General features: G+C 68.6%; 26 protein-coding genes. 13 read left to right on the top strand and 13 right to left on the bottom strand.

The window, feature by feature from the left end; genetic code table 11:
• Window positions 1-30 precede the first annotated feature (30 nt).
• Window positions 31-495, top strand: coding sequence for a winged helix-turn-helix domain-containing protein (locus GC106_RS48940; protein WP_173137358.1), 465 nt, complete (start codon window positions 31-33; stop codon window positions 493-495).
• Here the strand turns inward: GC106_RS48940 and mnmA are convergent.
• Both mnmA and GC106_RS29450 read right to left on the bottom strand, forming a co-directional pair.
• A complete protein-coding gene (gene mnmA / locus GC106_RS29445) occupies window positions 479-1,555 on the bottom strand; it encodes a tRNA 2-thiouridine(34) synthase MnmA (RefSeq protein ID WP_173137360.1) in 1,077 nt (358 codons plus the stop codon). The two genes, GC106_RS48940 and mnmA, sit on opposite strands and share 17 nt — an antisense overlap.
• A 2-nt stretch (window positions 1,556-1,557) precedes the next feature.
• Window positions 1,558-2,730 carry a cysteine desulfurase family protein gene (locus GC106_RS29450; RefSeq protein ID WP_173137362.1) on the bottom strand — a complete coding sequence of 391 codons (1,173 nt, stop codon included), beginning with the start codon at window positions 2,728-2,730 and terminating at the stop codon, window positions 1,558-1,560.
• A gap of 282 nt (window positions 2,731-3,012) precedes the next feature.
• Between GC106_RS29450 and GC106_RS29455 the strand changes: the two genes are divergently transcribed.
• Genes GC106_RS29455 through GC106_RS29475 form a run of 5 tightly spaced genes read left to right on the top strand, consistent with a single transcriptional unit; the run spans window position 3,013 to window position 5,678 of the window.
• Window positions 3,013-3,462, top strand: a complete 450-nt coding sequence (locus GC106_RS29455; RefSeq protein WP_173137364.1) for a YbaB/EbfC family nucleoid-associated protein — start codon at window positions 3,013-3,015, stop codon at window positions 3,460-3,462.
• 2 nt (window positions 3,463-3,464) lie between these two features.
• Window positions 3,465-3,785: a hypothetical protein gene (locus GC106_RS29460; RefSeq protein ID WP_173137366.1), complete on the top strand. Its 321-nt coding sequence runs from the start codon at window positions 3,465-3,467 to the stop codon at window positions 3,783-3,785.
• Window positions 3,782-4,483 (top strand): WXG100 family type VII secretion target, encoded by a 702-nt coding sequence (locus tag GC106_RS29465; RefSeq protein WP_173137368.1) that lies wholly within the window; start codon window positions 3,782-3,784, stop codon window positions 4,481-4,483. The genes GC106_RS29460 and GC106_RS29465 overlap by 4 nt, the downstream gene beginning before the upstream one ends.
• A gap of 6 nt (window positions 4,484-4,489) precedes the next feature.
• Complete coding sequence (locus GC106_RS29470; RefSeq protein ID WP_173137370.1) at window positions 4,490-5,212, top strand: CdiA C-terminal domain-containing protein; 723 nt, start codon at window positions 4,490-4,492, stop codon at window positions 5,210-5,212.
• A 16-nt stretch (window positions 5,213-5,228) separates the two neighbouring features.
• The gene (locus tag GC106_RS29475) at window positions 5,229-5,678 is read left to right on the top strand and encodes a SitI3 family protein (protein ID WP_173137372.1); all 450 of its coding nucleotides are present in this window, start codon (window positions 5,229-5,231) and stop codon (window positions 5,676-5,678) included.
• A gap of 58 nt (window positions 5,679-5,736) precedes the next feature.
• On the opposite strand, the gene GC106_RS29480 is transcribed toward GC106_RS29475, so the two are convergent.
• The 5 genes from GC106_RS29480 to GC106_RS29500 form a co-directional block, all read right to left on the bottom strand.
• Window positions 5,737-7,047, bottom strand: coding sequence for an MFS transporter (locus GC106_RS29480; RefSeq protein ID WP_173137374.1), 1,311 nt, complete (start codon window positions 7,045-7,047; stop codon window positions 5,737-5,739).
• Between the two features lie 187 nt (window positions 7,048-7,234).
• Window positions 7,235-8,101, bottom strand: a complete 867-nt coding sequence (locus tag GC106_RS29485) for a lysophospholipid acyltransferase family protein (protein ID WP_173137375.1) — start codon at window positions 8,099-8,101, stop codon at window positions 7,235-7,237.
• Entirely contained in the window at window positions 8,098-8,880 is a 783-nt protein-coding gene (locus GC106_RS29490) for a GNAT family N-acetyltransferase (RefSeq protein ID WP_173137377.1), read from the bottom strand. The genes GC106_RS29485 and GC106_RS29490 overlap by 4 nt, the downstream gene beginning before the upstream one ends.
• A 199-nt stretch (window positions 8,881-9,079) precedes the next feature.
• A complete protein-coding gene (locus tag GC106_RS29495; protein ID WP_173137379.1) occupies window positions 9,080-10,039 on the bottom strand; it encodes an electron transfer flavoprotein subunit alpha/FixB family protein in 960 nt (319 codons plus the stop codon).
• Window positions 10,040-10,064: 25 nt separating this feature from the next.
• Window positions 10,065-10,850: an electron transfer flavoprotein subunit beta/FixA family protein gene (locus tag GC106_RS29500; RefSeq protein WP_173137381.1), complete on the bottom strand. Its 786-nt coding sequence runs from the start codon at window positions 10,848-10,850 to the stop codon at window positions 10,065-10,067.
• A 299-nt stretch (window positions 10,851-11,149) separates the two neighbouring features.
• On the opposite strand from GC106_RS29500, the gene GC106_RS29505 reads away from it, so the two are divergent.
• The 5 genes from GC106_RS29505 to GC106_RS29525 all read left to right on the top strand — a co-directional run bounded on the left by GC106_RS29505 (window position 11,150) and on the right by GC106_RS29525 (window position 18,090).
• Window positions 11,150-11,971 (top strand): DegV family protein, encoded by an 822-nt coding sequence (locus GC106_RS29505; RefSeq protein WP_312872939.1) that lies wholly within the window; start codon window positions 11,150-11,152, stop codon window positions 11,969-11,971.
• A gap of 340 nt (window positions 11,972-12,311) precedes the next feature.
• Window positions 12,312-14,450: a putative bifunctional diguanylate cyclase/phosphodiesterase gene (locus tag GC106_RS29510; protein ID WP_173137393.1), complete on the top strand. Its 2,139-nt coding sequence runs from the start codon at window positions 12,312-12,314 to the stop codon at window positions 14,448-14,450.
• 88 nt (window positions 14,451-14,538) lie between these two features.
• A complete protein-coding gene (locus GC106_RS29515) occupies window positions 14,539-15,288 on the top strand; it encodes a class I SAM-dependent methyltransferase (protein WP_312872941.1) in 750 nt (249 codons plus the stop codon).
• Window positions 15,285-16,790, top strand: coding sequence for a 1,4-alpha-glucan branching protein domain-containing protein (locus tag GC106_RS29520; RefSeq protein ID WP_173137395.1), 1,506 nt, complete (start codon window positions 15,285-15,287; stop codon window positions 16,788-16,790). The genes GC106_RS29515 and GC106_RS29520 overlap by 4 nt, the downstream gene beginning before the upstream one ends.
• 49 nt (window positions 16,791-16,839) lie before the next feature.
• Window positions 16,840-18,090 (top strand): glycosyltransferase family 4 protein, encoded by a 1,251-nt coding sequence (locus GC106_RS29525; RefSeq protein WP_173137397.1) that lies wholly within the window; start codon window positions 16,840-16,842, stop codon window positions 18,088-18,090.
• Here GC106_RS29525 and GC106_RS29530 read toward each other — a convergent pair.
• From GC106_RS29530 to GC106_RS49470, 3 genes are all read right to left on the bottom strand, one after another.
• Window positions 18,087-18,842, bottom strand: coding sequence for an acyltransferase (locus tag GC106_RS29530; RefSeq protein ID WP_173137399.1), 756 nt, complete (start codon window positions 18,840-18,842; stop codon window positions 18,087-18,089). The genes GC106_RS29525 and GC106_RS29530 overlap by 4 nt on opposite strands.
• A gap of 119 nt (window positions 18,843-18,961) precedes the next feature.
• The gene (gene fxsT, locus GC106_RS29535) at window positions 18,962-21,373 is read right to left on the bottom strand and encodes an FxSxx-COOH system tetratricopeptide repeat protein (RefSeq protein ID WP_173137401.1); all 2,412 of its coding nucleotides are present in this window, start codon (window positions 21,371-21,373) and stop codon (window positions 18,962-18,964) included.
• 43 nt (window positions 21,374-21,416) lie between these two features.
• Window positions 21,417-22,328 carry an effector-associated domain 2-containing protein gene (locus GC106_RS49470; protein WP_173137403.1) on the bottom strand — a complete coding sequence of 304 codons (912 nt, stop codon included), beginning with the start codon at window positions 22,326-22,328 and terminating at the stop codon, window positions 21,417-21,419.
• A gap of 113 nt (window positions 22,329-22,441) precedes the next feature.
• On the opposite strand from GC106_RS49470, the gene GC106_RS29545 reads away from it, so the two are divergent.
• Both GC106_RS29545 and GC106_RS29550 read left to right on the top strand, forming a co-directional pair.
• Window positions 22,442-23,110, top strand: coding sequence for a Crp/Fnr family transcriptional regulator (locus GC106_RS29545; protein ID WP_173137405.1), 669 nt, complete (start codon window positions 22,442-22,444; stop codon window positions 23,108-23,110).
• Between the two features lie 79 nt (window positions 23,111-23,189).
• Window positions 23,190-23,447 (top strand): hypothetical protein, encoded by a 258-nt coding sequence (locus GC106_RS29550; protein WP_173137407.1) that lies wholly within the window; start codon window positions 23,190-23,192, stop codon window positions 23,445-23,447.
• Between the two features lie 540 nt (window positions 23,448-23,987).
• Here the strand turns inward: GC106_RS29550 and GC106_RS29555 are convergent.
• The 3 genes from GC106_RS29555 to GC106_RS29565 are packed head-to-tail and all read right to left on the bottom strand — an operon-like array spanning window position 23,988 to window position 26,883.
• Window positions 23,988-25,145: a THUMP-like domain-containing protein gene (locus GC106_RS29555; protein ID WP_173137408.1), complete on the bottom strand. Its 1,158-nt coding sequence runs from the start codon at window positions 25,143-25,145 to the stop codon at window positions 23,988-23,990.
• 3 nt (window positions 25,146-25,148) lie between these two features.
• Window positions 25,149-26,114, bottom strand: a complete 966-nt coding sequence (locus GC106_RS29560) for a class I SAM-dependent methyltransferase (RefSeq protein ID WP_312872942.1) — start codon at window positions 26,112-26,114, stop codon at window positions 25,149-25,151.
• The gene (locus GC106_RS29565) at window positions 26,104-26,883 is read right to left on the bottom strand and encodes an enoyl-CoA hydratase/isomerase family protein (RefSeq protein WP_173137410.1); all 780 of its coding nucleotides are present in this window, start codon (window positions 26,881-26,883) and stop codon (window positions 26,104-26,106) included. The genes GC106_RS29560 and GC106_RS29565 overlap by 11 nt, the downstream gene beginning before the upstream one ends.
• Window positions 26,884-26,901: the final 18 nt, after the last annotated feature.

The raw sequence follows: 26,901 nt of genomic DNA on the forward strand, positions 1-26,901 counted from the left end.
CCCTCTCGCGCCCGCCGGTCCCATGAGGGCATGGCACAGCTGACTGTCATCGTCCAGCTCACCGTCGACACCGAGCAGGCACCGACCATGGCCGCCCGGCTGGTCGAGACCCTGCGTACCGCGGTCGACCTGCCGATCGACCGGATGGTCGTCGACGGTGGGCACGTTCCGCGCCAGCGTGCCCTGCCTTCGGCGAAACTCCGGATCCAGCCGGAGGCCCGGCGGGTCCTGGTGCGGGACACGCCGATCGACCTGACCCGGCTGGAGTTCGACCTGCTGCTGTTCCTGTGCCTCAACCCTGGCCGGGTGCACCGGCGTTCCACACTGCTGGCCGAAGTCTGGGGCGTGGCCGAGCACCTCGGCAGCCGCACGGTCGACGTGCACGTACGCAGGTTGCGGGGCAAGATCGGGCCGGGGTTCGACCCGATCACCACCGTGCGCGGCGTCGGTTATCTCGTGGACCGCGACGCCGGGTTCCTCATCGAGTCCGTGTGATGGTCGCGCTGCCCAGCACCAGGTCGCCGCGGTACATCACGGCCGCCTGGCCAGGCGCGACGCCCTTCAGCGGCTCAGCGAGCCGGATCACCAGCTCACCGTCCTCCATTTCGGCGACGGCCGGGGCCGTTCCACCGTGCGCACGGACCTGCACGACACATTCGGTCAGCCCGTCGATCGGCTCCCCGGACGGCCACACCGGCCGCTCACCAGCGATTTCCCGGACTTCCAGGCGCTGCGCGGTGCCGACGCGGACGTTCCCGGACACCGGCTCCAGCGACAGCACATAGCGTGGACGGCCGTCCGGCGCGGGCGCGTCGATGCCGAGGCCCTTGCGCTGTCCCACGGTGAATCCGTGCACACCGGTGTGCATGCCAAGCACCGCACCGGTTTCGTCGTCCACGAGCATGCCCGGCCGCTCGCCCAGCTTGGTGGTCAGGAACTTGCGGGTGTCGCCGTCCGGGATGAAGCAGATGTCGTGGCTGTCCGGCTTCTCCGCCACCGACAGGCCGCGCTCGGCCGCCTCGGCGCGCACTTCCGGCTTGGTCGAGCCACCGAGCGGGAACATCGCGTGCCGCAACTGGTCCGCGGTCAGCGAAGCGAGCACATAGGACTGGTCCTTTTCGGAGTCCGCGCTGCGGCGCAGCTCCGGCTTTCCGTCCACTGTGGTCAGACAGGCGTAGTGGCCGGTGCAGACCGCGTCGAAGCCCAGCGCCAACGCCTTGTCCAGCAACGCCTCGAACTTGATCCGCTCGTTGCACCGCAGGCACGGGTTGGGCGTCCGGCCCGCCGCGTACTCCTCGACGAAGTCCTCGATCACTTCCTCGGTGAACCGCTCGGCGAAATCCCAGACGTAGAACGGGATGCCCAGCACGTCGGCGGCACGCCGGGCGTCGTGCGAGTCCTCGATCGTGCAACAGCCCCGCGCGCCGGTGCGCAGCGTGCCCGGCTTCGCCGACAGGGCCAGGTGCACCCCGACGACGTCGTGACCGGCGGCCACCGCCCGTGCCGCGGCCACGGCTGAATCGACACCACCACTCATCGCGGCGAGCACGCGCATGCTCACACCTCCTTCGCTGCGGATCGACGCATTCCGGACAAGCCCGCGCTGCGGGCTCGTTCCACCGCCGGTCCAATCGCCTGTGCGAGGGCTTCCACGTCGGCCTTCGTCGACGTGTGGCCCAGTGAGAACCGGAGCGAACCGCGCGCCGCGGCCGGGTCCATGCCCATGGCGAGCAGGACGTGGCTCGGCTGCGCCACCCCGGCCGTGCAGGCCGAACCGGTCGAGCACTCAATTCCCTTGGCGTCCAGCAACATCAGCAAGCTGTCACCGGCACAGCCGGGGAACGTGAAGTGCGCGTGGGTCGGCAGCCCCGGATCCCCGTTGAGTATCGCGTCGGGAACCGCCGTGCGCACGGCATTAACCAGCTCGTCGCGCAGCACCGTCAGCTCCCTGGCGCGTTCGTCGCGATGCGCCACGACTGCACGGACAGCCGTCGCCAACGCGTGGATCGCAGGTACGTCAACGGTTCCCGAGCGTACGTCACGCTCCTGACCGCCACCGTGCAACAACGGCGCACACGGCACGTCCCGCCCCAGCAGCAACACACCAATGCCCATCGGCCCACCGAGCTTGTGCCCGGTCATGGTCAGCGCGCTCGCCTTCGACTCGGCGAAGTCCACCGGCAAGGTGCTCACCGCCTGCACGGCGTCGGTGTGGAACGGAATGCCACGCTCCGCGCACGCTTCGGCCAGCTCACGGACCGGATTGACGGTCCCGACCTCGTTGTTCGCCCACATCGCGGTGACCAGGGCCACATCGTCGCCCAGCTCTTCGACCAGCGCGTCGACGTTCACCCGGCCGGTACGGTCGACCGGCAGCCACGTCAGCTCGGCGTCGTCGTGGCTCTCCAGCCACTCAGCCGCGTCGAGGACGGCGTGGTGCTCGACGGCCGACACCAGAACCCGCCTGCGGCCTTCCTGACGCCGCGCCCAGTAGATGCCCTTGACCGCGAGATTGTCACTCTCCGTGCCACCCGCGGTGAAGATGACCTCGGAGGGTCGCGCCCCCAGCGCCTCGGCGATCGACTCACGGGCCTCCTCGGCGACACGCCTCGCCCGGCGGCCCGAGGTGTGCAGCGACGAAGCGTTGCCCTGGATGGTCAACGCCTCCGTCATCGCCGTGACTGCCTCAGGCAGCATCGGCGTGGTCGCCGCGTGGTCTAGATAGGTCATCACTAATGAGTGTATGGGGCGACGTGCGTCACGCCCCAGGCGACGGCAGCATCGTCAGCTCAGCCGTGTACGGCGTCAGGAGCGCTTCGCCGAGCTGATGGTGGAGACCGCTGCCGACCCGTGGGCGATCTCCAGTTCGTCCACGGTCGAGCCTGCGCCGATGCCTTGCCCGCCCGCGCGGTTCCCTCCCTTCCTGAATCTGCATGTGTTCGCCTGTTCCAACGCCCCGCGGCGGCGCCGCTCCTACACTCGTCTGACCAACCAGGGGCACCGAGGGGACACATGGACGACAACATCCTCGACCCGGACGGCGCACGGGAACGTCTGGCCGCGTGGAAGAACCGGATCGACAAACTGGCCGCGGACACCCAGGCGATGAGCACCCAGTTGCAGGGTCTGCGGATCACCGCGAAGGACAGCGGCGGGCTCGCCGAGGTCACCATCGACTCGACCGGCGCGCTGGTCGACCTCAAACTGACCGACCGGATCCAGCGGACGTCCCCGGAAACGGTGGCGCAAACGATCATGGCCACCCTCGGTGACGCGCGCAGCCAGCTGGCCGACCGGTCCCAGGAGATCATCGCGGACACCGTGGGCACCGAATCGGCCGCGGGACGGGCGATCGCGGACAGCGTCGGCCGTCAGCTCCGCGGTACTCCGGTCGAACCGCAGGCGCCCGCCGACGACCCGGACGAGGACTACGACGTCCGCTCCCACCTCAGGCGCCGGTGAGCATGACCGACCACTTCAACGTCGAGGTCGGCGAACTACGCACCCATGCGCGCAACATCGACGCGATCCGCGCCCGCTTCGCCGCGGTGAAAGGCGCGAGTTCGCACATCTCCCAGGACGACCAGGCGTACGGGACGCTGTGCGGATGGATCTCGGGGATTCTCGAGGACAAGCACACCCGGTACGACCAGGTGCTCGCCAAGGTCGAGAAGAACCTCGACCTGGTCGTGAAGTCGTTGCAGCTCAGCGCGAACGACTACCAGGCCGTCGAAGACGCGAACGCCGCGCTGATGCGGGCGACCGGTGACAAGGGCGGCTTATGACCGGCAACTCACTGATCGCGCCGGTCGAGTCGTCCCGGGAGGCGTGGACCGGGTCAAGCCTCGGTGACAGCATCGAGGGCCTGGTCGACGCCATCAAGAGCGAGGGCTGGGTGGACGACGCCCTGGCCGGTGCGACGCTCGGCGTCGAGGTCGTGGCGACCGTGATGGACCCGATCAGCGCGCTGCTGGCCAACGGGCTCGGCTGGGCGATGGAGTATTTCGAGCCGCTGCGGGAGATGCTCGACGAGCTGACCGGCAAGCCGGACGTGGTCCGTGCGCACGCCGCCACCTGGAACAGGATGTCGACCGAGCTGCACGACATGTGCGCCGACCTGCGGACCCATCTCAAGCAGGACACCCCGGGGTGGACGGGCCAGGCCTCGGACGCGTACCAGCGGCTGATGGTCAACAACGTGGAGGCCCTGGGTGGCCTCGCGGCGATCTCGGCGGCGATGGCGGCGGCGACCGAGGGCGCGGGCGGGCTGGTGGAGATGACCCGCGAGATCGTCCGCGACCTGATCGCCGACCTGGTGGCCCGGGTGATCGTGTGGGTCGCCGAGGCGATCTTCGTGATCACCATCCCGGTGATCGCCTCGCAGATCGTCGCGGCCGTGGTGAAGTGGGCCGGGCGCATCCTGACCTACACCACGGCCCTGATCACCAGCCTGAACGACCTGACCAAGCTCCTCAACGGGTAGGCGGCGATGCGGAAACTCCTCTTCCTCCTCGTGGTCGCCACCCGGTTCGGCCTGCACAAGCGACCGCCGGGCGGCGGTGGCGACGGTCCCGGCAAACCGCCGGACGGCGAGGGCACCGGCAAGCCGGGCGACCCCGGCTCCGATCCGCCGCCGCAGAAGTCCGATTCCGGCGCGGTCGACGCGAGCGCGGGCCTGAACAGCGCGCTGGGCAAAACCGAGGACTTCGCGGACAAGGGTGAGCCCGGGGCCGGACAAGGCAAGCCCGGCGAGACGCCGACGACACCGTCGTCAATGGCCCACACCAGGCCCTCCGGGCAGCCTGATCCAAACGCCACCCCCGGCGGCACGCCGACCGACACCTCGACAGGACACCGGCTCCAGCGCGAAGGCCATCAGATCGAGAACGACTCGGCGGTCATCCTTGCCAGGGCGGGGTACAAGATCAGCCAGAACACCGGCGAAAAGGGCAACAGCGACAGAAGCGACCCGGACTACAACATGGAGGGAAAGCTCTGGGACTGTTACGCCCCAAGAAGCGACAAACGCGACTCGGTCCGGAGCGAGCTTCGCGAGAAGGTCAAGGAGCAATCCGGCAGTATCGTCATCAACATGGCACGCAGCCCCATGACGATCGAGGAGATCAAGGCGCTCCTACCCCACGTCAAGGGGCTCGAAGAGGTCAAGATCATCGACAAGAACGGCACCATCATCGATGCGTTCCCCCAGTGACTGCAGGACGTGACCAGTGTCTATCAGCTACAAGCTCGAACTGGGGGCGCCGGTCGCCCCGAGAACCGTCATGGCCGCGGCGCTTGAGGCGGGCGGTGACGCCATCGAGCGATACGAGGGCAATACCGGGTGGTTGCGCAGTGGTGCGTACTTCGACGTGGATGCCGCCGAATACGATCCGCCTGACCCGGTGGAACAGTCGTTCGGTTTCCCGCCGACGGTCGAGATCTACTTCGGACTGAAGAAGGTCGCGGACTTCGACGCTCAGGAAACCGACGTTCTCCGGGTTTCCCTTGGTGTGCTTGACCGGATTCCCGGCGATGCGCTGGTCCATTACCAGCACGAACTGGTGTGGCTGCTTCGCAAGAACGGTCAGCTGACCATCAACGACGACCCCGAAATGTGGCCGCCTGGACAACGTGCGCTGATCACACAGCCGTACGAAGCAGCACCGTTGAGCTGGTAAGAGGTCACCCCGCGCGGGCCGCTTGTCGGAGCGGAAAGTGCCCGCGCGGGGTGGTCTTTCAGGCGGCCGAACCCCCAGGACCGGCCGCCCGGCCAGGCCGCACCAGCAACGCACCGGTCACAGCGACCACAGCCATCGCCACATCCAGAATCGCCATCGCAGGCGTCGGACGCTGCGGCGACGCCACCAACGCGAGCAGCACACCGCCGACACCGACGAGTACCGCGCTGAACACGCGCTCGGAGACCTGGAGCGCGGCGGCGTTCGCGCCCTGTTCCGGCAACGACGAGTACCTCATCGTCAGCACGCTCAGACTGGAGTAGCCCAGGCCCATCCCGGCACTGGCGATGATCCACGCGATGAACGCGACCCAGCCCCAGCCCCAGGCCGGCGTGACCAGCAACATCCCCAGCGCGCCCACAGCCAGGAAAGCGAATCCCCACCGCACGAACACAAGCCGGTCCACGTCCGGATTGCGCGCGGGCAACAGGGCAGCGGCCGACCACGCCAAAGCGCCGACCGTCAACGGAAGCCCGGCCAGTACCGGCGAATACCCGTGCACCGAGGTCAAGGTCAGCGTCACGTAGACCTCGATCGCCGTGTACGCACCGGCAAGCAGGCCACGGGCCAGGATCGTCACCGGCAGACCCGGGCGGGCCGTGAGGGTTCCCTTGGGCAGCAACCGGAACAGCGAGGGCAGCAGCATCGCCGCCCCGATCACGCCAAGCAGAAGCGTTGCCAGTGAAGGGTGTTCGGCCGCCCACGTCAACGCGGCGATGCCCAGTGCCGCCGCGATCGCGGCAGGCACAAGGCCACCGCGGACGGAATCCGCTTGCTCGACGCGGTCAGGCAGTTGGCGTACGGCGGGCAACAGCAACAGCCCGCCGATCACGGCGAGCGGAACGAGGCCGAGGAACACCCAGCGCCAACTGGCGTGTTCGGTGAGGACTCCGGCCGCGGCCGGCCCGATCAGGGACGGCAGCACCCAGGCCGCGCTGAGCAGGCCGAAGACCGCGGGCTGAGCGCGTTCCGGGTAGACGTAGGCGATCATCACGTAGATCGCGATGGAGATCGTGCCACCGCCGAACCCCTGTAGCGCACGACCGGCCAGCAGCATCCCCATGGACTGCGCGAGCCCGGCGACCAGCAGCCCGGCCAGGAACAGGATCACGCCGGTGTACAGCCCGAACGCGGGCCCGCGCCGGTCGCACAACCGGCCGGCGAGCACGTTCGCGATCAGGCTGGTGACCAGGAACACCGTGAACGGCCACGAGTACAGCTCGCCGCCGCGCAGATCCGCGACCATCCGCGGCATCGCGGTGTTCACCCCGAGGTTCTCGAACGCGACCAGCGTGACCAACAGCGTCATACCGATTGAGACAGCACGGTATTGAACTGTCCACAGTGAAGTCTTCGGCTCGGCTGCGGTCTCCGCGATCGTCACGGCACCGAGTCTGCAACTTCAAGTCCACTGGAGGTCAAGACCCCCTGAAAGACCTCGTGAGTGTTTATCCGTGTTCTAACACGGACAAACACTCACGAGGGGTGAGCTGGGGTTATGCGGCGGCCAGCTTCGGGTGCTCGAACTCCGGCAGGGTCTGGGTCCTGCTCAGCATGTCGCGCACCGCGGCCTGCGTCATCTCGGCGAGTTCCTTGCGGTTGGCGGCTTTGCTCGGCTCGATCGGGTCGAGCACGTGCACCTCCAGCACCAGGCCCTTGGTCCGGGCGGTCCGGCGCAACGAGGTGACGAGCGTCTCGTCGCCGATGAACGCGGGCGCCGTGGTGTCCCGGCCATCGGTCAACCGGTAGCGGATCACGAACGGGATCACCGGCACGTCGGCGTCGATCGCCGCCTGGAACATCGCCGGCCGGAACCGGCCGTTGGCCAGTCCGCACCACGTGGTGCCCTCCGGCGAGACGTTCACCAGCGAGCCCCCGCGCATCGCCTTCATCAGCTCGTCCACCGCGACCGGCAACGAGCGGAGGTTCTCCCGGTCCAGGTACACCGTACGGGCCGCACCGGCCAGCTTGCCGATGATCGGCCAGCCCGCCACTTCCTTCTTCGCCTGGGCACGCATCGGCTGAACGGCGTTGACCGCGACGATGTCCAGCCACGAGATGTGGTTGGACGCCACCAGGGCACCGCGCTCGTCCTGCGCGTAGTCACGCAGCACCTTGGCGCCGTGCACCTCGATACGCACCCCGAACGACCGCGCGATCCGGCGGAACCACCAGCGGATCGCGCCTTCCCTGTGACGTTTGGCCAACAGCGGCATCACAATGGCGATGAACGGCCCCGTGAGCAGGACCGCGAGCGCGGTGATCAGCCGCCAGACCCGGCGCGCCGGACTGACCGTCGGCGTCTTGCCCGACATGCAGCTGGAGCCACACGGTGACTCCGGCTGCCACAAATGTCCCCTCACCCTTGCTCCCCCAGGAAGAACTTCACGTAACGTGGGTCGACCTTGGCGATGTCCAGCAGCACGAACAGGTCGGCGACGTTGAAGTCGGCGTCCAGTGCCGGCGGACCGCACACCCAGGCGCCCAACCGCAGATACCCCTTCAGCAGCGGCGGCACCATGGTGCGCGCAGCCGGGCGGACACCGTCCGGCTGCCACGGGTGCAACGGGCGCACCCGGTACTCAGGCGGCGACATGTGGTTGTCGCGGACCATGTTCCATACCGCCGCGGCGAGCGGTCCGCCGTCCGAGAGCGGCACGGACGCGCAGCCCGCCAGCATCGTACGGCCGGTGAGCAGCATGTACCTGGCGATGCCCGCCCACATCAGGCTGACGACGGAACCCGAACGGTGATCCGGGTGCACGCAGGACCGACCGGTCTCCACCACACCCGGCAGCAGGGACCGGACCCCACCGAGATCGAACTCGGTCTCGGAGTAGAGCCCGCCCGCCGCGGCCACCCGGTCCGGCGGCAGGAACCGGTACGTGCTGACGATCTCGCCCGTGCGGTCCTCACGGACCACGAGGTGATCGCAGTGCTCGTCGAACTCGTCGACGTCCAGCCCGGTGTCGCCGGACTTGAGCGTCGCGCCCATCTCCTCGGCGAAAACCCGGTAACGAAGCCGCTGAGCTGCGACGACCTCCTCGGAGTCGCGAGCGAGCAGCAGTGAGTAACGAGGTGCGTCCTCCGGCAGTTCGGTTCCGGCCTGGGCAGTACTGACGAGCACCTGCGCCTGAGTCATGGGAATCGTTCTACTCGCGCCGGATGACCTTCGACAACCCGACTTTCTGACTCATCGGTGGAAAATGGGTGAATACCCTGAGACGGGGTCACCCCATAGGACGACATCGTCAGGAAGATCACTTACGGCGAAGACGGGGGAATAAAACGACCCCTACCCGGCGGAACCGGATAGGGGTCGTCAGCTGGGTTGATCTTGGTCAGCCCTTGCGCCTGGCGACTTCCTCGGTCAACTGCGGCGCGACCTGGAAAAGATCGCCGACGACACCGAAGTCGGCGATTTCGAAGATCGGCGCCTCGGCGTCCTTGTTCACCGCGATGATCGTCTTCGAGGTCTGCATTCCGGCGCGGTGCTGGATCGCCCCGGAGATTCCCAGTGCGATGTACAACTGCGGCGAAACGGTCTTGCCGGTCTGCCCGACCTGGAACTGGTGCGGGTAGTAGCCGGAGTCGACCGCGGCACGAGAAGCACCGACCGCGCCGCCGAGCGCGTCGGCCAGCGCCTCGACCACGCCGAAGTTCTCCGCGCTGGCCACACCACGGCCACCGGAGACGACCACGGACGCCTCGGTGAGCTCCGGGCGGTCACCGCCGACGACCGGCTCGGTGCCGGTGATCCTGGCAGCCTTGGCCGCGTCGACCGCGGGCACGTCGACGGCCGTCTCGGCCGCCGCGCCGTCGGACTGCTCGGGCTCCACGCTGCCCGCGCGCACCGAGATGACCGGGACGCCCTTGGTGGCCTTGGCCTTCGCGGTGTACGCGCCACCGAAAACGGAGTGCGTGGTGGTGCCGTCGGCGTCCACGTCGACCGCGTCGTAGAGCAGACCGGAGCCGATCCGGATCGCCAGGCGGCCGGACACCTCCTTGCCCTCCGCGCTCGCGGGTACCAGCACCGCAGCCGGAGACGCCTGCTCCACGAGGGAAGCGAGCACGTCCACCTTCGGCGTGACGAGGTAACCCGCGGCGTCGTCGGACTCCGCCACGTAGACCTTGGCCGCGCCGTACGAGCCGAGCGCGTCCTTGATCTTGCCCGCCGTCCCCGGCGCGCCGACCACGACGGCCGACGGTTCACCGAGCTTGCGGGCCAGGGTGAGCAGCTCGTAGGTGACCTTCTTGACCTCGCCGTCGAGTTCGTCGACGAGGACCAGAACCTCTGCCATGACTAGTTCTCCTCCTCGCGGCTGGTCAGATGAGCTTCTGGGAGACGAGGTACTCGGCGATCTTGCTGCCGCCGTCGCCCTCGTCGGTGATCTGCTGGCCCGCCGCGCGCGGCGGCTTCGGCGCCGACTCGAGCACCTGGCTGGCCGCGTTGGCCAGGCCGACCTCGCTCGCGTCGATGCCCAGATCGGCGATGGTGAGCGTGGTGACCGGCTTCTTCTTGGCGGCCATGATGCCCTTGAACGACGGGTAGCGCGGGTCGTTGATCTTCTCGCCGACGCTGATCACGGCGGGCAGGGCGGCTTCCAGGAAGGTGCGGCCGGCGTCGGTCTCCCGCTCGACCTTCACGCTGGTGCCGTCGATCTCGACCTTGCGGGCGTGGGTGAGCTGGGGAAGGCCGAGCAGTTCCGCGAGCATGGCGGGGATGGCGCCGCCGACACCGTCGGTCGACTCGTTGCCCGCGATGATCAGGTCGTAGCCCTCGACGGTGCCGATGGCCTTGGCGAGCACCTTGGCGGTCTGGATGATGTCGGCACCGTGCAGCGACTCGTCGCTGACGTGCACGGCCTTGTCCGCGCCCATCGACAGGGCCTTGCGGATGGCGTCGGTGGCCCGCTCGGGGCCGACGGTCAGCACCGTCACCTCGCCGCCCTGCGCCTCTTTGATCTGCAGGGCCTCCTCGACGGCGCGCTCGTTGATCTCGTCGAGCACGGCGTCCGCCGACGCACGGTCCAGAGTGTGGTCAGCACTCGCGAGCTTGCGCTCGGAGTAGGTGTCGGGCACCTGCTTGACCAGGACAACGATGTTTGGCATGGGTCTTCTTCGACCTCCCGTACACGTCTTGCAGTTTTCTCGAGGCCTTGCTCTTCTTCGGTTGGGTAGACGATCCCACGCCGACCCTGTGCGGGCGCGGTGGCCTGCGCCACTGCGACTCTCCCGGGCAATGTTACCGGCCGGTAGCATTCCGGCATGGCAAGTCCCGCGTGACGGTACTCACGCGGTGCCCTGACGTGCGACGGAGACGGCCTGCGGGCCAAATGGATCACTACGGATTGCGTCCATCCGGGTGATAACAGTTAATCTGCCTTCCTATGCACGGCCGTGTAGCTGTAGTGACCGACTCGACCGCATGCCTTCCGGCGGATCTCGCCCGGCAGTGGGGAGTGTCGATCGCCCAGATCCAGATCCGGATCGGCGACCAGGTCGCCGAGGAGCAGTACGTGCCCGCGGACCACCTGATCTCCGCGATGCGCAACCGGACCCCGGTGACCACCGCGCCGCCCGAGCCGGCCACGTTCTACCGGCTGTACCAGCAGGTCGCCCAGCAGGCGGACGCGATCGTCTCGATCCACGTGTCGTCCCGGCTGTCCGAGACGTGCAAGGCCGCCAGCCGCGCCGCGGGACAGATGCGCATCCCGGTCCACATCGTCGACTCCGCCACGTGCGGGATGAGCCTGGGCTACGCGGTCCTGGCCGCGGCCCGGGTGGCCGGCGCGGGCGGCAACCCGCGGCGGGTCATCGACGCGGCCGTCAAGCGGTGCCGCGCCAGCTCAGAGCTGATCTACGTGGACACCCTGGAGTACCTGCGCCGTGGCGGACGGATCGGCGCCGCGGCGGCGCTCGTCGGCAGCGCGCTGTCGCTCAAGCCGGTGCTGACCGTGCAGGAGGGCCAGATCGCGCCCCAGGACAAGGGTTTCGGCTCCGATCGCGCGCTGCGCAAGATGGTCGACACCGCGGTGTCCCGGGCGGGCGAGGGCATGGTCGACATCGCGGTGGAGCACTTCGGCAACATGGGCCGGGCCACCACGATCCTCGAGGAGCTCAAGCCGAGGCTCAACCACGTGCGCGACGCGGTCATCACCGAGGTCTCGTCGTCGATCGGCGTGCACGTCGGACCTGGCGCTGTCGGCATCACGGTGTCCCGGGCTGAATAGGCCGTCGGCGGGCTTTTCGATCACCGACCGTCACGTATGACCTCGGCCACACTGCGCCGGACAGCCCATTTCGGACCGGCCGATCGCCCGATGGCGTCATGTCGCCGTTCCCGCTCCGGTGCGGAGTTTTTCCGGCGCGACGTCGTGATCAGGGAGAACGTTCCGGACCTGCCGCACGGAACGCCCGCGACCAAGGTTCACCCGATCGAGCGAAGCCGGTTGGCGCGTGGCCGATCAAGCACGACAGTCGGTACGCTTCCGCCACGGAGTAGTTCATGCTCCGTAACCCCCGACAGCCTCCCAGCACTGACATCCCAGCACTGATAACTGGGCAGAGGACATGACCTCACCGCTCCACGACGGCTCGCGAACGCCGGCCGGCCCAGCCCGTACACCGGCGGACCACGCCAGGGCGCGGGTCAAGGTGGCCCGCAAGTGGGCCTACCTGCTCAGCTCGAGCACATACCTGCCGTACTCCCAGCAGGAGATCGACCAGGCCATGCACGAGCTGGTCGACGTGGTGTTCAACGCGGCGCTCAGCGAACCGTTCACCGCCGAACTGGTCGACGGTGTCGGCGCCCGGCTGGTCGGCATGCGGTGCACCGGGCCGACGAGTTTGCGCAGAACCATTGACGTGCTGGGCAAAGCGCTGCTGACCGAGCCGGAACTCTCCCGGATCGACGACAAGCGCGAGGAGCGCGCGGTCCAGCTGCTCGGCGTGATCGCGTCGGACTACCTCGACGCGACGCGGCAATTCGTCTTCACCCAGCAGGAGGACATCAAGGAAGCGCTGGTCCGCGCCGGATCGGACGCGCAGCGCCAGATGCGGGCCACCCAGGCCCGGTTCGAGGCCATCTTCACCTCGTCGCCCAACGGGGTCGCCATCGTCGACCTGGCCGGCCGGTTCGTCCGTGCGAATCCCGCGCTGCAGAACATGCTGGACCGCACGGAGTTCGACGACGTGACGCTGTTCGACGTGGTCGACCCGGACGAGGCGCCGTTCCTCAAGGCGGCGTGCAAGGACCTCGCGGACGGCTGGAACGAGCGGCTGCACCAGCAGCGCAGGCTGCTGCGCAGGGACGGCGAGGCCGTACGCGCGAACATGTCGATAACCGTCTTGCGGGACAACGGTTCCACGCCGTCGCAGCTGCTGGTGACGGTGCAGGACGAGACCGAGATGTCGTTGCTGCAGGGCCAGCTCAGCCACCAGTCGCTGCACGACGTGCTGACCGGGCTGCCGAACCGGCAGTACTTCTCCACCCGGCTGGAAAGCGTGCTGCGGCAAGCGGATCCGGACACCGGCGCGACCCTGTACCACCTGGACCTCGACGCGTTCTCGATGATCACCGACGGACTGGGCCGCACCGTCGGCGACCGGGTGCTGATGAACGTGGCGCAGCGGCTGAAGGCCGTGGTGGCCGGCGAGAACGCGATGGTCGCCCGGTTCGACGGCGACGAGTTCGCGATCATCGTGCAGAACACCGACACCTCCCCGGACGTGGTCCGGATGATCGAGTCGATCAACGAGGAGCTGGCCGAGCCGATCTACTTCGACGGCCGCGGCGTGGCCGCGTCGGCGAGCATCGGCGTGGTGCACCAGCCGCCCGCGGACGCCGACGTCACCGAGCTGCTGCGCACCGCGGACATGACCCTACGGCGCGCCAAGGCGAACGGCAGACGGCAGTGGGGCCTGTTCGACGCGGCCGAGGACGCCAGGGACCGCTGGCGCTTCAGCCTGGCCGCGCAGATGCCCGGCGCGCTGGAGATGGGCGAGATCACGGTGGTCTGCCGTCCACTGGTCCGGCTGGCCGACGGCACCAAGGCCGGCTTCGAGGGACTGCTGCACTGGCAACACGAGTCCGAGGTGATCTCGCACTCGCTGTTCATGGAGCTGGCCGAGCAGACCGGCCTGATCGTGCCGTTGCGCGACACCCTGCTCGAGGACGGGTGCAAGCAGGTCCGCTGGTGGAACGCGGAGTTCACGGCCACGATGCCGCTGTCCATCTCGCTGACGGCCAACCAGGCCTGCGATCCCGACCTGGTCGGCGCGGTCATGAAACAGCTCGCGGACACCGGCCTGGACCCGTCACTGCTGCGGATCGGCATGCCCGCCTCGGTCCTGCTGGCCGAACGCGGCGAGTCCGTCGACAACTTCCGGGTGCTCAGCGACAACGGCATCGCCACGGAAGTGCACGACTTCGGCAGCGCCATGGACATCGAGTGCCTCGAGGACCTGCCCGCCACGTCGGCGCGGATCGCCTCGCGGCTGGTGGAACGGCAGCGTTCCGGCAAGTCCGGCCTGATCGGCCGCACCCTGGCCGACCTGATCGAGACCGCCCACCTCGCCGGCTCGACCGTGACCGTCGACGGCGTCGACACCGCCGAGGAAGCCGAGTGGTGGCTCTCGATGGGCGCGGACTTCGGGCTCGGCCGCCACTTCGAACCCGGCCCGATCGACCTGCACGACGTCAAGCACTGAGCGTCCAGGCCAGGTCACGCCGGATGTCGTCCGCCACGTTGGTCGAGCGTCACTCACGCCAAGGCTTACCGACGGGTAGCCTGCCGGGGTGACGGCTGATCCTGTTTCGCTGCCTCTCACGGGTGAGCGCACCGTGCCCGGCATTGCCGAGGAGAATTACTGGTTCCGGCGACATGAGGCCGCGTACAGAGCGCTGGCGTCGTACTGCCGCGACGCGGTTGTCCTGGAGGCTGGGTGTGGCGAGGGCTACGGCGCCGATCTGCTGGCCCGGGACGCCAAGGCGGTGATCGGGCTCGACTACGACGTGCTGACGAGCGAGCACGTGGCGAGGAAGTACCCGCGGATTCACATGGTGCGGGGCAATCTGGTGATGCTGCCGTTCGCCGGCGAGTCCATCGATGTGGTGGCGAATCTGCAGGTCATCGAGCATCTGTGGGAGCAGGAGCGGTTCCTGCGCGAGTGCCTGCGAGTGCTGCGGCCCGGGGGCCGGCTGCTGATCACCACGCCGAACCGGATCACGTTCTCGCCTGGCCGCGACACCCCGCTCAACCCGTTCCACACGCGGGAGCTCAACGCGGCCGAGCTGACCGAGCTGCTGGTCGGGGCCGGTTTCCGGGTTGAGCTGATGGCCGGCCTGCGGCACGGTCCCCGGCTGCGGGCAGCCGACGAGGAGTTCGGGTCGATCATCCAGGCGCAGCTGGACGTCGCCGTTTCCGGTGAACCGTGGCCCGCCCGGTTGCTGGCCGCCGTCGAAGCCGTGACCAGTGCGGACTTCGAGATCGTCGAGTCCGATGTGGACGCCAGTCTCGACCTGGCCGGGGTGGCGATCAAGCCTTGAGCAAGCCGATCGGAACGTTCTGCCTCGTTCTGCACAGCCATCTGCCCTGGCTGGCGCACCACGGGTCCTGGCCGGTCGGCGAAGAATGGCTGTACCAGGCCTGGGCGAACTCGTACCTTCCTGTCGTCGATCTGCTGCGGCGGTTCGCCGACGAAGGCCGTGCGGAAGTCCTCACGCTCGGCGTCACGCCGGTCCTCGCGGCTCAGCTGGACGATCCCTACTGCCTGCGCGGTTTCCACGACTGGCTGGGCAACTGGCAGCTTCGGGCGCGTTACGCGGCTGTGCGTTGGCAGCACGGCGATCCGTTGCTCAAGGACCTGGCCGCGGCCGAGCACCGGGCCTCGGAGAAGGCGCTGACCGCGTTCGAAACCCAGTGGCGGCACGGTTTTTCGCCGGTTCTCCGGTCCTTTGTGGACGCGGACACGATCGAACTGCTCGGCGGCCCGGCCACGCATCCGTTCCAGCCCCTGCTGGATTCGCGGCTCCGGGACTACGCCCTCCGGCTCGGCCTGACCGACACGCGGATACGGATCGGGCGTCAGCCGGAAGGCATCTGGGCGCCCGAATGCGGTTACGCCCCCGGCATGGAGTCGACGTACGCCGCAGCGGGCGTGCAGAGGTTCCTGGTGGACGGGCCGTCCTTACGGGGCGACACGGCAGCCGCGCGGACGGTCGGGGACTCGGACGTGGTCTGCTTCGGGCGTGATCTCGAAGTCACGTATCGGGTCTGGTCCCCGAAGGCCGGGTATCCTGGCCACGCCGACTACCGCGACTTCCACACCTACGACCACCCGTCCGGGCTCAAGCCGTCCCGGGTGACCGGCAAGCACATCGAGCCATGGGACAAGCAGCCGTACGATCCGGCGCGCGCTGCCGTTGCGGTGCAACGACATGCCGACGACTTCGTGGACACAGTGGTCAGCCGGCTGACCGGGCTCCCGGAGAATTCCCTTGTCGTGGCGGCGTACGACACCGAGCTTTTCGGACACTGGTGGCACGAAGGCCCGGCGTGGCTTGAGGCCGTTCTGCGCAAGCTGCCGGAGGCGGGCGTTCGCGTCACCACGCTCAAAGGCGCGCTCGACGCCGGACATCTGGGGCCGAGGGTCGATCTGCCCGCGTCTTCCTGGGGTTCGGGAAAGGACTGGCGGGTCTGGGACGGTGAGCAGGTCGCCGATCTGGTCGCGACAGGCGCCGACCTTCAGCGCGACCTGTTGTCCAGCATGGACACGTTCGGCACGACCGCCCGGAACGCCGCCGCGGACCAGCTTGTCCGGGAAGCCCTGCTCGCGCTGTCCAGCGACTGGGCGTTCATGGTCACCAAGGACTCCGCCGCCGACTACGCCCGGCGCCGCGCCAAGGTGCACACCGAGCGCTTCGGTGAACTGGCGGAACTGCTCCGGCTCGGCCACGCCGACCGGGCGCTTGCCCGGGCAACCGAGCTGCAGAGGGAGGACTTCCTGTTCGGCCATCTGGACGCGCGTAAGCTACCAAGCGGTTGTTAGGGATACCCGTGAGTAGCTCCGCCGCCGGAGATGCGAGGATCAAGCCCTTATGCGCGTGCTGATGTTGTCCTGGGAGTACCCGCCGGTGGTCGTCGGCGGGCTGGGCAGACACGTGTACGCGCTGGCCAAGCACCTGACGGCAGCCGGGCACGACGTCGTCGTGCTGTGCCGTCAGCAGGCGGGCACCGACGTGACCACGCACCCGACGTCGGACGACGTCGTCGACGGCGTGCGCGTGATCCGGGTGGCCGAGGACCCGCCACATCTGGTGTTCGAACGCGACCTGGTGGCGTGGACGCTCGCCATGGGACACGCGATGGTCCGGGCAGGGCTGGCGTTGTTCAGGCAATGGCGTCCGGACGTGATCCACGCGCACGACTGGCTGGTCACGCACCCCGCCGTGGCGCTCGCGGAGGAAACCGGCAAGCCACTGGTCGCCACGATCCATGCGACCGAGGCCGGGCGGCACAGCGGCTGGTTGTCCCAGGCGTTGAACCAGCAGGTCCACTCGGTGGAATGGTGGCTGGCCAACCGGGCCGACGCGCTGGTGACGTGCTCGGCCGCGATGCGTGCCGAGGTCGCGCACCTTTTTGATCTCGATCCGGCGGACATCACGGTGATCCACAACGGCATCGAGCCACGGTCCTGGCGCGTACCGGCGGCAACCGTGCGCGCGACGCACAAGCAGTACAACCCCGGTGGCGGCCCGATGCTGCTGTTCTTCGGCCGTCTGGAGTGGGAGAAGGGCGTGCAGGACCTGATCGCCGCACTGCCCCGGATCCGCCGCTCACACCCCGGCACGAGGCTCGTCGTGGCGGGCAAGGGCCGTCACGCGCCCGAGCTGGTACAGGACGCCCGCAAGGCACGTGTGCTGCGCTCTGTCGACTTCGTCGGGCATCTGACGGACAGTCAGCTGGTCGCCGCGTTGGCGGCTGCTGACGTCGTCGTCCTGCCCAGCCGTTACGAGCCGTTCGGCATCGTCGCGCTGGAAGCCGCCGCGGCCGGCGCGCCTCTCGTCGCGTCCACGGCAGGCGGACTGGGCGAGGTTGTCGTGCATGGCGAAACCGGGCTCTCGTTCGCCCCCGGGGACGTGGAAGGGCTCGCCGCGTCGGTCCGGTCCGTCCTGGACGATCCGGCCTCGGCCCGCCGCCGTACCCGCGCCGCCAAGGCCCGGCTCACCACCGACTTCGACTGGGGCCAGATCGCGGCCGCGACCGTGCGCGTCTACGCGGACGCCCGGGTGGCGGACCACGGGCCGCTGGGCCGCCCGAAGATCGCCACCGGCAACGCCTTTATCTAGGAGTCCTTGAGGATCTTCCGCACGGCCTCGCGGGCCTTGCGGTCCATGTCGGCGATCGCGGCCCGGCGCTCGGCCTTGGCCTCGTAGTCCGCGAGCCGGTCGCGCACGACTTTCGCGGGCGTGCCCACCGCGATCGCGTAGTCCGGGATGTCGCCGCGCACCACGGAATGTGCGCCCAGCACACATCCCCGGCCGATCCGCGTGCCGCGCAGCACGGAGACCTTGGTGCCGATCCACGTGTCCGGGCCGATCCGGACCGGGGACTTGACGATGCCCTGGTCCTTGATCGGGATGTGGATGTCCTCGGTGACGTGGTCGAAGTCGCAGATGTACACCCAGTCCGCGACGAGGGAGGCGTCCCCGAACTCGATGTCGAGGTAGCAGTTGACGACGTTGGCGCGGCCGAACACGGCCTTGTCGCCGATCCTGAGCGAGCCTTCGTGGCAGCGGATGGCGTTGCCGTCGCCGATGTGCACCCAGCGGCCGATCTCCATCCGGCCGTAGCCGGGACGGCAGTGGATCTCCACGTTCTTGCCGAGGAACACCATGCCGCGCAGCACGATGTGCGGGTTGAGCAGCCGGAACTTGAGCAACCGGTAGTACCGCACCAGGTACCAGGGGGTGTACGCCCGGTTGCGCACGATCCAGCGCAACGAGTCCATCGTCAGGAACTTCGCCTGCTGCGGGTCGCGCCGCGCCCGCCACCAGCCACGCGCCCTCGCGGCCATCGGCGAGCCCCACATCGATGTCATGCCCCACAACGTAGATGACCATCCCGGGCGACGTTCCGCGCACCCCGCCCCGGCTCTCCCCTCGTGAGTGTTTGTCCGGGTTCTAACCCTGATAAACACTCACGAGGGGGAGGTGGGGGTCAGATGATGTCCACCGTGCAGAAGATCCGGAGGTTCTCGGCGGCGGCCTTGGTCGCCGGGTGGGCGGAACCCAGCGTGCCGCGCAGGCTCTGCACGCTTCTGCGCTGCAGGTCCGCGGACTCGTCCAACTGGCCCAGTCCGCGCAGGTGAAGCGCCAGGTTTGTGGCGATCGCGTTGGTGTGCGGGTGTTCTTCGGGCAGGACGCGCTCCGCCCGCTCCAGGGTGTCCAGGCCGAGGTCCCTGGCCGCCGCGTACTGGCCCGCTCTGGCCAGGTCGTTGGCCAGATTGGCCGCGCAGACCAGGCTGAACGGGTGGTCGTCACCCAGGGCAGCGCGCATCCGGTTCATCGCCTTCTCGTTCAGCCCGCGAGCCGTGGAGAGCTCCCCGAGGACGTGCAGGGTCACGGCCACGTTCGTCGCCGCGGCCAGGGTGAACGGGTGGTACTGCCCCCAGGCGGTCTGGCTCAGCTGGTGAACGTGCAGTCCCAGCCTGCGGGCCTCCTCGAGCCTGCCGAGCTGCCGCAAGGTCACCGACACGTTCAGCGCGGCGGAGATCGCTTCCGGGCCTGCCTCGCCGTACCGGCCGATCAGGCCGTCCAGCGCGACCTGGCCGAGCGACAGGGCGCTGGTCGCGTCGCCGGCCGAACGCCGTGCCAGGGCAAGGGTTCTGGTCGCCTGAAGCGTCAGCGGGTGCCGGATTCCGGCGTGCTCACGCAACCGCCGTACCGTCTCGTCCTGAACCTGACAGGCTTCCAGCCAGTTGCCGCACGCGATCAGGTCGATCGCCCAGCTGTCCAAAGTAGACAACACGGCGAGGTGGTTCTCGCCGAGGACGACCGATTTCCGCCGCGCTGTTCGCTCGCTGAGTTGCCGCGCGGCCTCGAACTCCCCGCACAGCCGCAGGGTTGACGCGTGAACGCCCGCTGCCGCAAGGGTGTCCGGATCGTCGTCGCCGAAACTGTCCCGCGCGCACTGCCAAGCGTCCTTGCTCCACGTCCGCGCGGCGGCGAAGTCGCCTGCCGCGCACAGATCCTCGGCCAGGAACCGGGCGGACAGCACGGTGTCCTCGTGGTCGGCACCGAGGTGCTCCCGCGACCGGGCCACCGCGGCCTCGCCGATGCTTCTGGCCTCTTCGAACAGTCCGGCCTGGCGTGTCGCCCGCGCCAGCCAGCGCGCGGCGATCAAGCTGTGCCTTGTGTTGTCCTGCCAGCGATCCACCAGATTCGCGGCGATGGCCCGCGCGTCGTGTGGATCGCCCCATGTGGACAGGAAGATCACCATGTTGACCGCCAGCCTGCGTACGTTCGGATCGGTCGAACCGATCACGTCGCCGGCCAGCATGTGCGGCAACAGATCCGCGTACCGGGACCAGTGCGCCGCGTTCTCCGGATCGTGGGGATCGGCGTGGACGAGGATCCGGTGCGCCTCCGCCCGCAGCGTCTCGTCCCGCGGAATCCAGTGAGTCAGCTGGAAGCAGTCGGTGCGATGGTCCACCTTGGCCAGTCCGCGCTCGCTGAGCTGCCGGATCTCACGGCCGAGCAGGACCGGGTCGCGGACACCGGCGAACAGCGCGCGCGGTATCGGCCCGTCAGCGAAGAAGGCGCAGATGCTGAGCAGGTCCGTCTGGTCGAGATCCGGTTCGGCGCGCACCCAGGGGACGTCTGTCGCTTTCCCGTTCGCGCTACGGGCCGTCACCACGATGTGCCCGGGTCCTGCCGGGAAGAACGGCCGTACGTCGTCGATCCGGCCGGCGTTGTCGAAGACCAGCAGCGAGTCACGGGACCGCAGCGCATCCAGGACGGCCGGAACCGCCGCCCGCGCGCTGGGTTCGACCGGCAACTTCAGCCGCATGGCCAGCTCGACCAGTGCGATTCGCACAAGCGCCGGGTGCGCCGACGGGATCCACCAGACCACGTCGTGGTCGCCGGCGTGCCGACGGGCGTACTCGGCCGCCAGCTCGGAGCGGCCAGGGCCGGTCAGCACGACCGGGCTGCGATCCCTGATCGCGGCCAGCAGGTCGACCGGCGCGGCGAAATCGTCCGCCCGGGGCGGGATGTGTCCGCACACCGTCGCGTGGTCGGTCCGGTCCGCACCACGCTGGCGCGGCACGTCACCGCTGAGCATCTGCCGTGCCCACGACACCGCACGCGACCTGGGCTCCAGCTCGTTCAGCACCCGCAAGAACGTCGTCAGCGCGCCCGGGTGCTGGTCGCATGCCAGCAGGATGCTGTAGATGTGCTGGCGGGTCGACGGGAAATGCCTGACCTGCAAGGGCAGCCCGAGGTACTGCCCGACCAGGTCAAGGCACAGTCCCCGGCCGATGGGATCGCGGAGCACCTGGACCTGTTCGAGCGTCTCCACGACCGCCTGCCACACATCCCGCCGCCGCCCCAGGCCAGCCAACGGCCACACGGTGTCACCTCCGTGTCTCGTGCACGCCCGGTTCGGGCATAGCTCAGTCGACCGAATCCGACAACAGCAGCCGCTTGATACCCTCCAATCGGCGTACTCCCCCGGAGTCGCCGTCCAGCTGGCGCACCGCCTCGATCAGGTCGAGCAGACCGTGTTCGTGCCGTAGACAAGTCTGGACCAGTGCGAAGACGTGCAGCCGGGTGATCGCGTGGTACGGCACCGCGGTCGCGATGTTCGGCGGCAGCAGATCGATCAGCATCGCCCGGCCGGTCGCCTCGCGCACGAAAGGCAGTTCCAGCAAGGCGTCCACGATGTCCGACAACGGTGTCACGTGTGTCTGCTGCTGCACCGGCACCGACGGCTCGACCGGTTGCGGCAAGGACACCTGCACGCCGGGCAGCCGCAGCCAGGCCACGGTCTCGGTCTGCTTCACCGAAACCGCGATCCGCCGGTAGTCGTCCGGTGCGGCGTCCGGTTCCTGGGCGATCACGTCGTGGTAGAAGTCGTTCGAGGCGATCAGCGCCAGCATGCCGCCGGTCTGCGCCAGAGCGGACTTCGCCGGCTTGGCGTCGAGGATCCGGAACGCCAGGTTGACCGCGTGGCTGACCACTCCGTCGGAGTTCTCGTAAACCTCGCCGTGGTGCAACGCGACACGCAACTGCACCCGGGCCTCCGATGCGTGCACGGCGTTGTAGCGCCGTAGTGCGGCGAGCAACCGTGTGTGCCACTGGTCGGCGAGCCACAGTTTCGGGAACTCCGGCGGCACCAGGATCATCGCGCCGTCGCCGCGGTCCTCGTGGTAGACCTGTTTCCAGAAGATCCCCGCTTCGTCGAACGCGGCCCGGAGCATCTCGTACATGCCCTCGTGGACCGTCCGCAGGTGCGTCAGGGTTCTCCTGGGGTCGGTGAAGGACGCGATGTCGACAGCGACAATCGCCCGGTGTTCTGTGGTCACGACGGATCACTCCCCATAATCGCCGCCCCAGGCCGGTGTTGTGAGTCCAACCATAGCTGGCAGCCGGGTGAGAATTGTTGTGTTCCAGGTCGTTTACTTGGCAACCTGAAGTGGTGGACACAGGGCCGGACAGTTTCTGGGGGAGGCTGACGACCGCGGAACGCGGTGTGATCGAACAGGTCTCGGCCCGGCGCGTGTACGCCGCGGGGGACTATCTTTGTCATGAAGGTGACCAGTCCAGGCACGTGATCGTGGTGATCTCCGGGCACGTCCAGGTCATCACGCACACCCTGGACGGCCGCGAAGTGGTGATCGCGTTGCGGTCCGCGGGTGACATCCTCGGCGAGATGGCGGCGTTGTACGACCAGCCGCGCACAGCGACTCTGCGAGCTCTCGACAAGGTCGAGGCGTTCACAATTCCCAGCAACAGATTCACCCATCTGTGTCAGACGCGCGCGAAACTGTCGTGGACCTTGCTCGGTGTGCTGCACGCCCGGTTCGGCGAACTGAACCAGCAGCGGGCCGAGTACGGCGGCGGCAGCGCCAGCCAGCGGGTGTACGCCCAACTGGCGCAGATGGCCGTCGAACACGGCGCCCGGGACGGCGCGACGATCGAGATCAAAGCCGGGCTCACCCAGCAGCAACTGGCCGACAACGCGGCCACATCGCGGGAGTCCTACGCCCGCGCGCTGCGCGTGCTGCGAGACCGTGGCATCATCAGCACGGGCCGCGGCTGGATCCGCGTGCACAGGCTCGACGAGCTGAGAAAACTCGCTCGTTAGCCCTTCTGTGTCAGCTGACACAGAGAATCCGCGCCTTTCCGGGTTTCATCAGAAGCACGAGACCCGAGGAGGGGGCGCAATGGACCCGTTTCTTCCAGCTCCGGACCCAGGCAGGTGGCGCCGCGGTTTCTTCGCCGCGTGCATCGCCATCCCGTTCACCGCGATGCAGATCTGGGCGATCACGGTGGTGCTGAGCACCGCGACCATGGAAGGCGCCGCAGGGCTTGCGTTCCTGCTCGCCGTCGGAGGTTCCGCGGTCGCGGTGGTCGACGGCTGGCGCTGGGCATGGCGCCTCGGTCACAACTCGACGGAGGGCGTCCCCGAACCAGCCAGGTGAAGAGCGCGACCGTCGGCCCGAGGGGGGCCGGCGGTCCCGCTCCATAATCAGGTGCCGGCGAGATTTCGGCCGGTGGGCTGAGCGCCGTGGTCCGCTCATCCGGTCAGCGGTCACCTTTGTCCAGCGGGGCTGCTGGGCAAAGGTGACGCTCCCCTTGAGCTGGTTCGCCGGGGATTCCCGCCTCGTCACCGTCGCACGCCTGTGGACAACTCGGTCCGACGGTTCCAGAACTGTCGGTCCCATGCGGTAACGTGAAAATTAGGGGTTCCCCCATAGGAATTGCTGTTGCGATGGGGCGCGGCCGGGAATGGATTCGGCGCGCAGGCGGGGCAGGAGTTCGTCACCGATCTGGCATCGGGAGCGTGCTATGCCAGAAATGGCGTTACGGGCTGCGCCGATGTTCTCCCGCAGGCCGACCGTAAACGGCAGCACCAGCCGCCAGGAACCGAGCCGCAGGATCAGGCCCGAGCGCGGGTGCGCTGCGGCGTCCGGGCGCAAGCCCGGCAAGGCCCGTCAAAGCCAGAGCCAGGGACACGGCGGTCAACCAGGGATGCGCTCAGCTTTGCAGAGCAGAGCTGTCGGTGTGTGGCCGATCCTGGTCAGCACCACGGTCGCCTCCGCCTCTCCCCGCAACCTGAGGCGGGGGCGCAAGGCGTTGGGGTCCACGTCCAACCCGCGGACCAGGATCTCCAGCCGCCCGACACCATGCCTGCCCAGCACCTGTCGCAGCGCTTTCTCGCTGTACCGGCCATGCTCGACCACCCGGAACGCACGAATCCCCGGCGGCGGACTGTCCCCGGTCAGGTAGGCGATCCGCGGATCCAGCTGCGCGAGACCGTGCGCGGCCGCGTAATGCCGCACCAGACCAGCGCGGACCACGGCCCCGTCCGGGTCGACGATCCACGAGGCCGGGGCGGTCACCGGGCAGTCGTCAGGCGAGGCGTCCGTGATCGTCCAAGCGTCCACATCAGACCGGAGAACCGTCGCGCGCCGCCGGACCCCCGGTGTGGCGAGCGAACCGGTCCACAGGCACGATTCACGGACCTGCCCGTCCAGCGACACCAGTTCGATCTCACGAGCCCACGCGACGTCCGCCGGATCGATCCCCGGCGCACATTTCACGGCCATGTCCCGAGTCCGGTAGACAGCGGCCAACGTGTCCAGCGGCGGCGTGAAGTCCGCCGGACGCCACCGGCGGCGGCCCGAAGAGTCACGCCGGGCCGGATCGGCCAGGATCGCGGCGTCACGCGTGACCGGACGCAGCGCATCGGCCTGGACGACCGGAAGGCCGGTGTTGTGCCGTGCCATGGCCACGCGCACGGGATCGAGGTCGGAACCGAGCGCGAAACCGGGCATGTGCACGAGTTCCGTACCGATGGAACACGTCACGTCATGCACGACGCGGCCCGCGAACCGCCGGGCCCGGTGTGCCGCGACCTGCCACGGAGTCGCCTGCTGCAACGCCTCGTCCGTGAACAGCCATGAGTCCACAGAGGACAGCTTGATCGCCGCTTTCCGGCGCAGCAGCACGGTTTCCAGCAGCATCGGCGCACGGTCACCGGCCATCCGGCGGGCCGCGGCCACGTCAGCGAGGTAGCTCGCCGACGTCAGCGCCAGCCGGCCGATCTCCGCGAGCGCCGCCTCACCGGCCGGTGAGCCGAGGAAGGCGACGTCCTCAACGGTGAAGCGGTATCCCACGGCTCACGGCTTGGTGCCGGTGATCATCACGTTGTAGAACAGCTCACGCGGCGCCACCCCGCGCAGGATGTTCTCGTCCACCCAGGACAGTCGCTGCCATGCGCGGTAGGCGAACATCCGCCAGCCGAACGTCAGTTTCTCCTGCGGCACAGCGGCTTCGAAGGTCCGCACCGGCCAGCCGAACAACGCGGCCGCCAGCTCCTCGGTCTTGGCCCGGACGTTCGCGCCACCCGCGTCCCGCACGAGCCGCTCCAGCTCGGTCGGGTCGAACGTGTGCAGGTCGACGACCGCTTCGAGGGCCGCCGCGCGGGAGGACTCGTCGAGCTCCTCCTGCGGGCGCCGCCACGAGTTCAGCGCGGGCAGCTTGGTGATGTTCGTGGTCAGCCACCAGGTGAACTGGCCGAGTTTGCGCGCGTACGCGTTGCCGATCTTGGTCGGCTCACCGGCGAACACGAACCGGCCGCCCGGCTTGAGCACACGCAGCACCTCGCGGAACGCCGCGGGCAGGTCCGGGATGTGGTGCAGGACCGCGTGCCCCACAACCAGGTCGAAGCTGTTGTCGTCGTACGGGATCCGCTCCGCGTCGGCCACCCGGCCGTCGACGTCCAGCCCGAGGTTGCGGGCGTTGTTCAGGGCGACCTGGACCATCCCGGGCGAGAGGTCGGTGACCGAGCCCTTCTTGATCACGCCGCCCTGCATCAGGTTCAGTAGGAAAAAACCCGTGCCGCAGCCCAGTTCCAGCGCCGTCTCGTACGGCCAGCCCTCGGTGCCCGCGACGGACCTGAAGCGGCCGGTGGCGTAGTCGATGCAACGCTCGTCGTACGAGATCGACCACTTCTCGTCGTAGGTGCCCGCTTCCCAGTCGTGGTAAAGGACGTTGGCGAGCTTCGGGTCCTTCCAGGCCGCCTCGACCTCTTCGGCCGTCGCGTGCGGGTTCGGGACCGGATCGATTCCCGGGTCACTTGCCACTGAAGGTCGCCTTTCCTGGGCCGTTGGCGATGAAGGACGCCATCCCGGCAGTCCGGTCCTCGGTGGAGAACAGTCCGGTGAACAGGGCCGTCTCCAGGCGCAGCCCGGCGTTCAGGTCACCGTCCAGCCCGCCGTCGATCGCCGCCTTGGCCGCGGCGAGCGCACGGCTCGCGGCGCCGGTGAACTGTCCCGCCCACTTGCGCGCGGCTTCGTAGACGTCGTCCGGCGCGACGACCTCGTCGACCATGCCGATCCTGAGCGCCTCCTCGGCCTCGACGAACCGGCCGGTGTAGACGATGTCCTTGGTCCTGCTCGGGCCGATCAGCCGCGCCAGGCGCTGGGTGCCGCCCGCACCGGGGATGATGCCCAGCAGGATCTCCGGCTGGCCGACCTTGGCGTTGTCGCCCGCGATCCGCCGGTCGCAGCACAGCGCCAGCTCGTAGCCGCCGCCCAGGGCGTAGCCGGTGATCGCGGCGACGGTCGGCTTCGGCAGTTCGGCGACGATCGTCAGGGTCCTGGACAACTCGGGGGCGTAGTCCGCGATGTCGGTGTGCCCCATCTTGGCGAACTCCTTGACGTCCGCACCGGCCGCGAACACCTTCGGCCCGCCGTAGACGATCACGGACCGGACGTCGGACCGGTCGCCCGCCTCGATCGCCGCCTCCCGCAACTCGGCCTGGAGCTGCCGGTTCAACGCGTTCATCGGCGGCCGGTCCAGCCGGATGGTGCCGATCCCGTCCGCTACCTCGAGCTTGACGAACTCACCCATGCTCGGAGGTTACCTCCC

Origin of the sequence: Kibdelosporangium persicum, assembly GCF_013280595.1 — a bacterium.
GTDB lineage: Bacteria > Actinomycetota > Actinomycetes > Mycobacteriales > Pseudonocardiaceae > Kibdelosporangium > Kibdelosporangium persicum.

Coding starts and splice junctions, on each gene's coding strand:
- GC106_RS29565 (WP_173137410.1), bottom strand. CDS start 26,883: ATGGGTGAGTTCGTCAAGCTCGAGGTAGCGGACGGGATCGGCACCATC.
- GC106_RS29530 (WP_173137399.1), bottom strand. CDS start 18,842: ATGACATCGATGTGGGGCTCGCCGATGGCCGCGAGGGCGCGTGGCTGG.
- GC106_RS29480 (WP_173137374.1), bottom strand. CDS start 7,047: ATGACGCTGTTGGTCACGCTGGTCGCGTTCGAGAACCTCGGGGTGAAC.
- GC106_RS29455 (WP_173137364.1), top strand. CDS start 3,013: ATGGACGACAACATCCTCGACCCGGACGGCGCACGGGAACGTCTGGCC.
- GC106_RS48940 (WP_173137358.1), top strand. CDS start 31: ATGGCACAGCTGACTGTCATCGTCCAGCTCACCGTCGACACCGAGCAG.
- GC106_RS29500 (WP_173137381.1), bottom strand. CDS start 10,850: ATGCCAAACATCGTTGTCCTGGTCAAGCAGGTGCCCGACACCTACTCC.
- GC106_RS29550 (WP_173137407.1), top strand. CDS start 23,190: ATGGACCCGTTTCTTCCAGCTCCGGACCCAGGCAGGTGGCGCCGCGGT.
- GC106_RS29450 (WP_173137362.1), bottom strand. CDS start 2,730: ATGACCTATCTAGACCACGCGGCGACCACGCCGATGCTGCCTGAGGCA.
- GC106_RS29470 (WP_173137370.1), top strand. CDS start 4,490: ATGCGGAAACTCCTCTTCCTCCTCGTGGTCGCCACCCGGTTCGGCCTG.
- GC106_RS29465 (WP_173137368.1), top strand. CDS start 3,782: ATGACCGGCAACTCACTGATCGCGCCGGTCGAGTCGTCCCGGGAGGCG.
- GC106_RS29460 (WP_173137366.1), top strand. CDS start 3,465: ATGACCGACCACTTCAACGTCGAGGTCGGCGAACTACGCACCCATGCG.
- GC106_RS29490 (WP_173137377.1), bottom strand. CDS start 8,880: ATGACTCAGGCGCAGGTGCTCGTCAGTACTGCCCAGGCCGGAACCGAA.
- GC106_RS29525 (WP_173137397.1), top strand. CDS start 16,840: ATGCGCGTGCTGATGTTGTCCTGGGAGTACCCGCCGGTGGTCGTCGGC.
- GC106_RS29495 (WP_173137379.1), bottom strand. CDS start 10,039: ATGGCAGAGGTTCTGGTCCTCGTCGACGAACTCGACGGCGAGGTCAAG.
- mnmA (WP_173137360.1), bottom strand. CDS start 1,555: ATGCGCGTGCTCGCCGCGATGAGTGGTGGTGTCGATTCAGCCGTGGCC.
- GC106_RS29510 (WP_173137393.1), top strand. CDS start 12,312: ATGACCTCACCGCTCCACGACGGCTCGCGAACGCCGGCCGGCCCAGCC.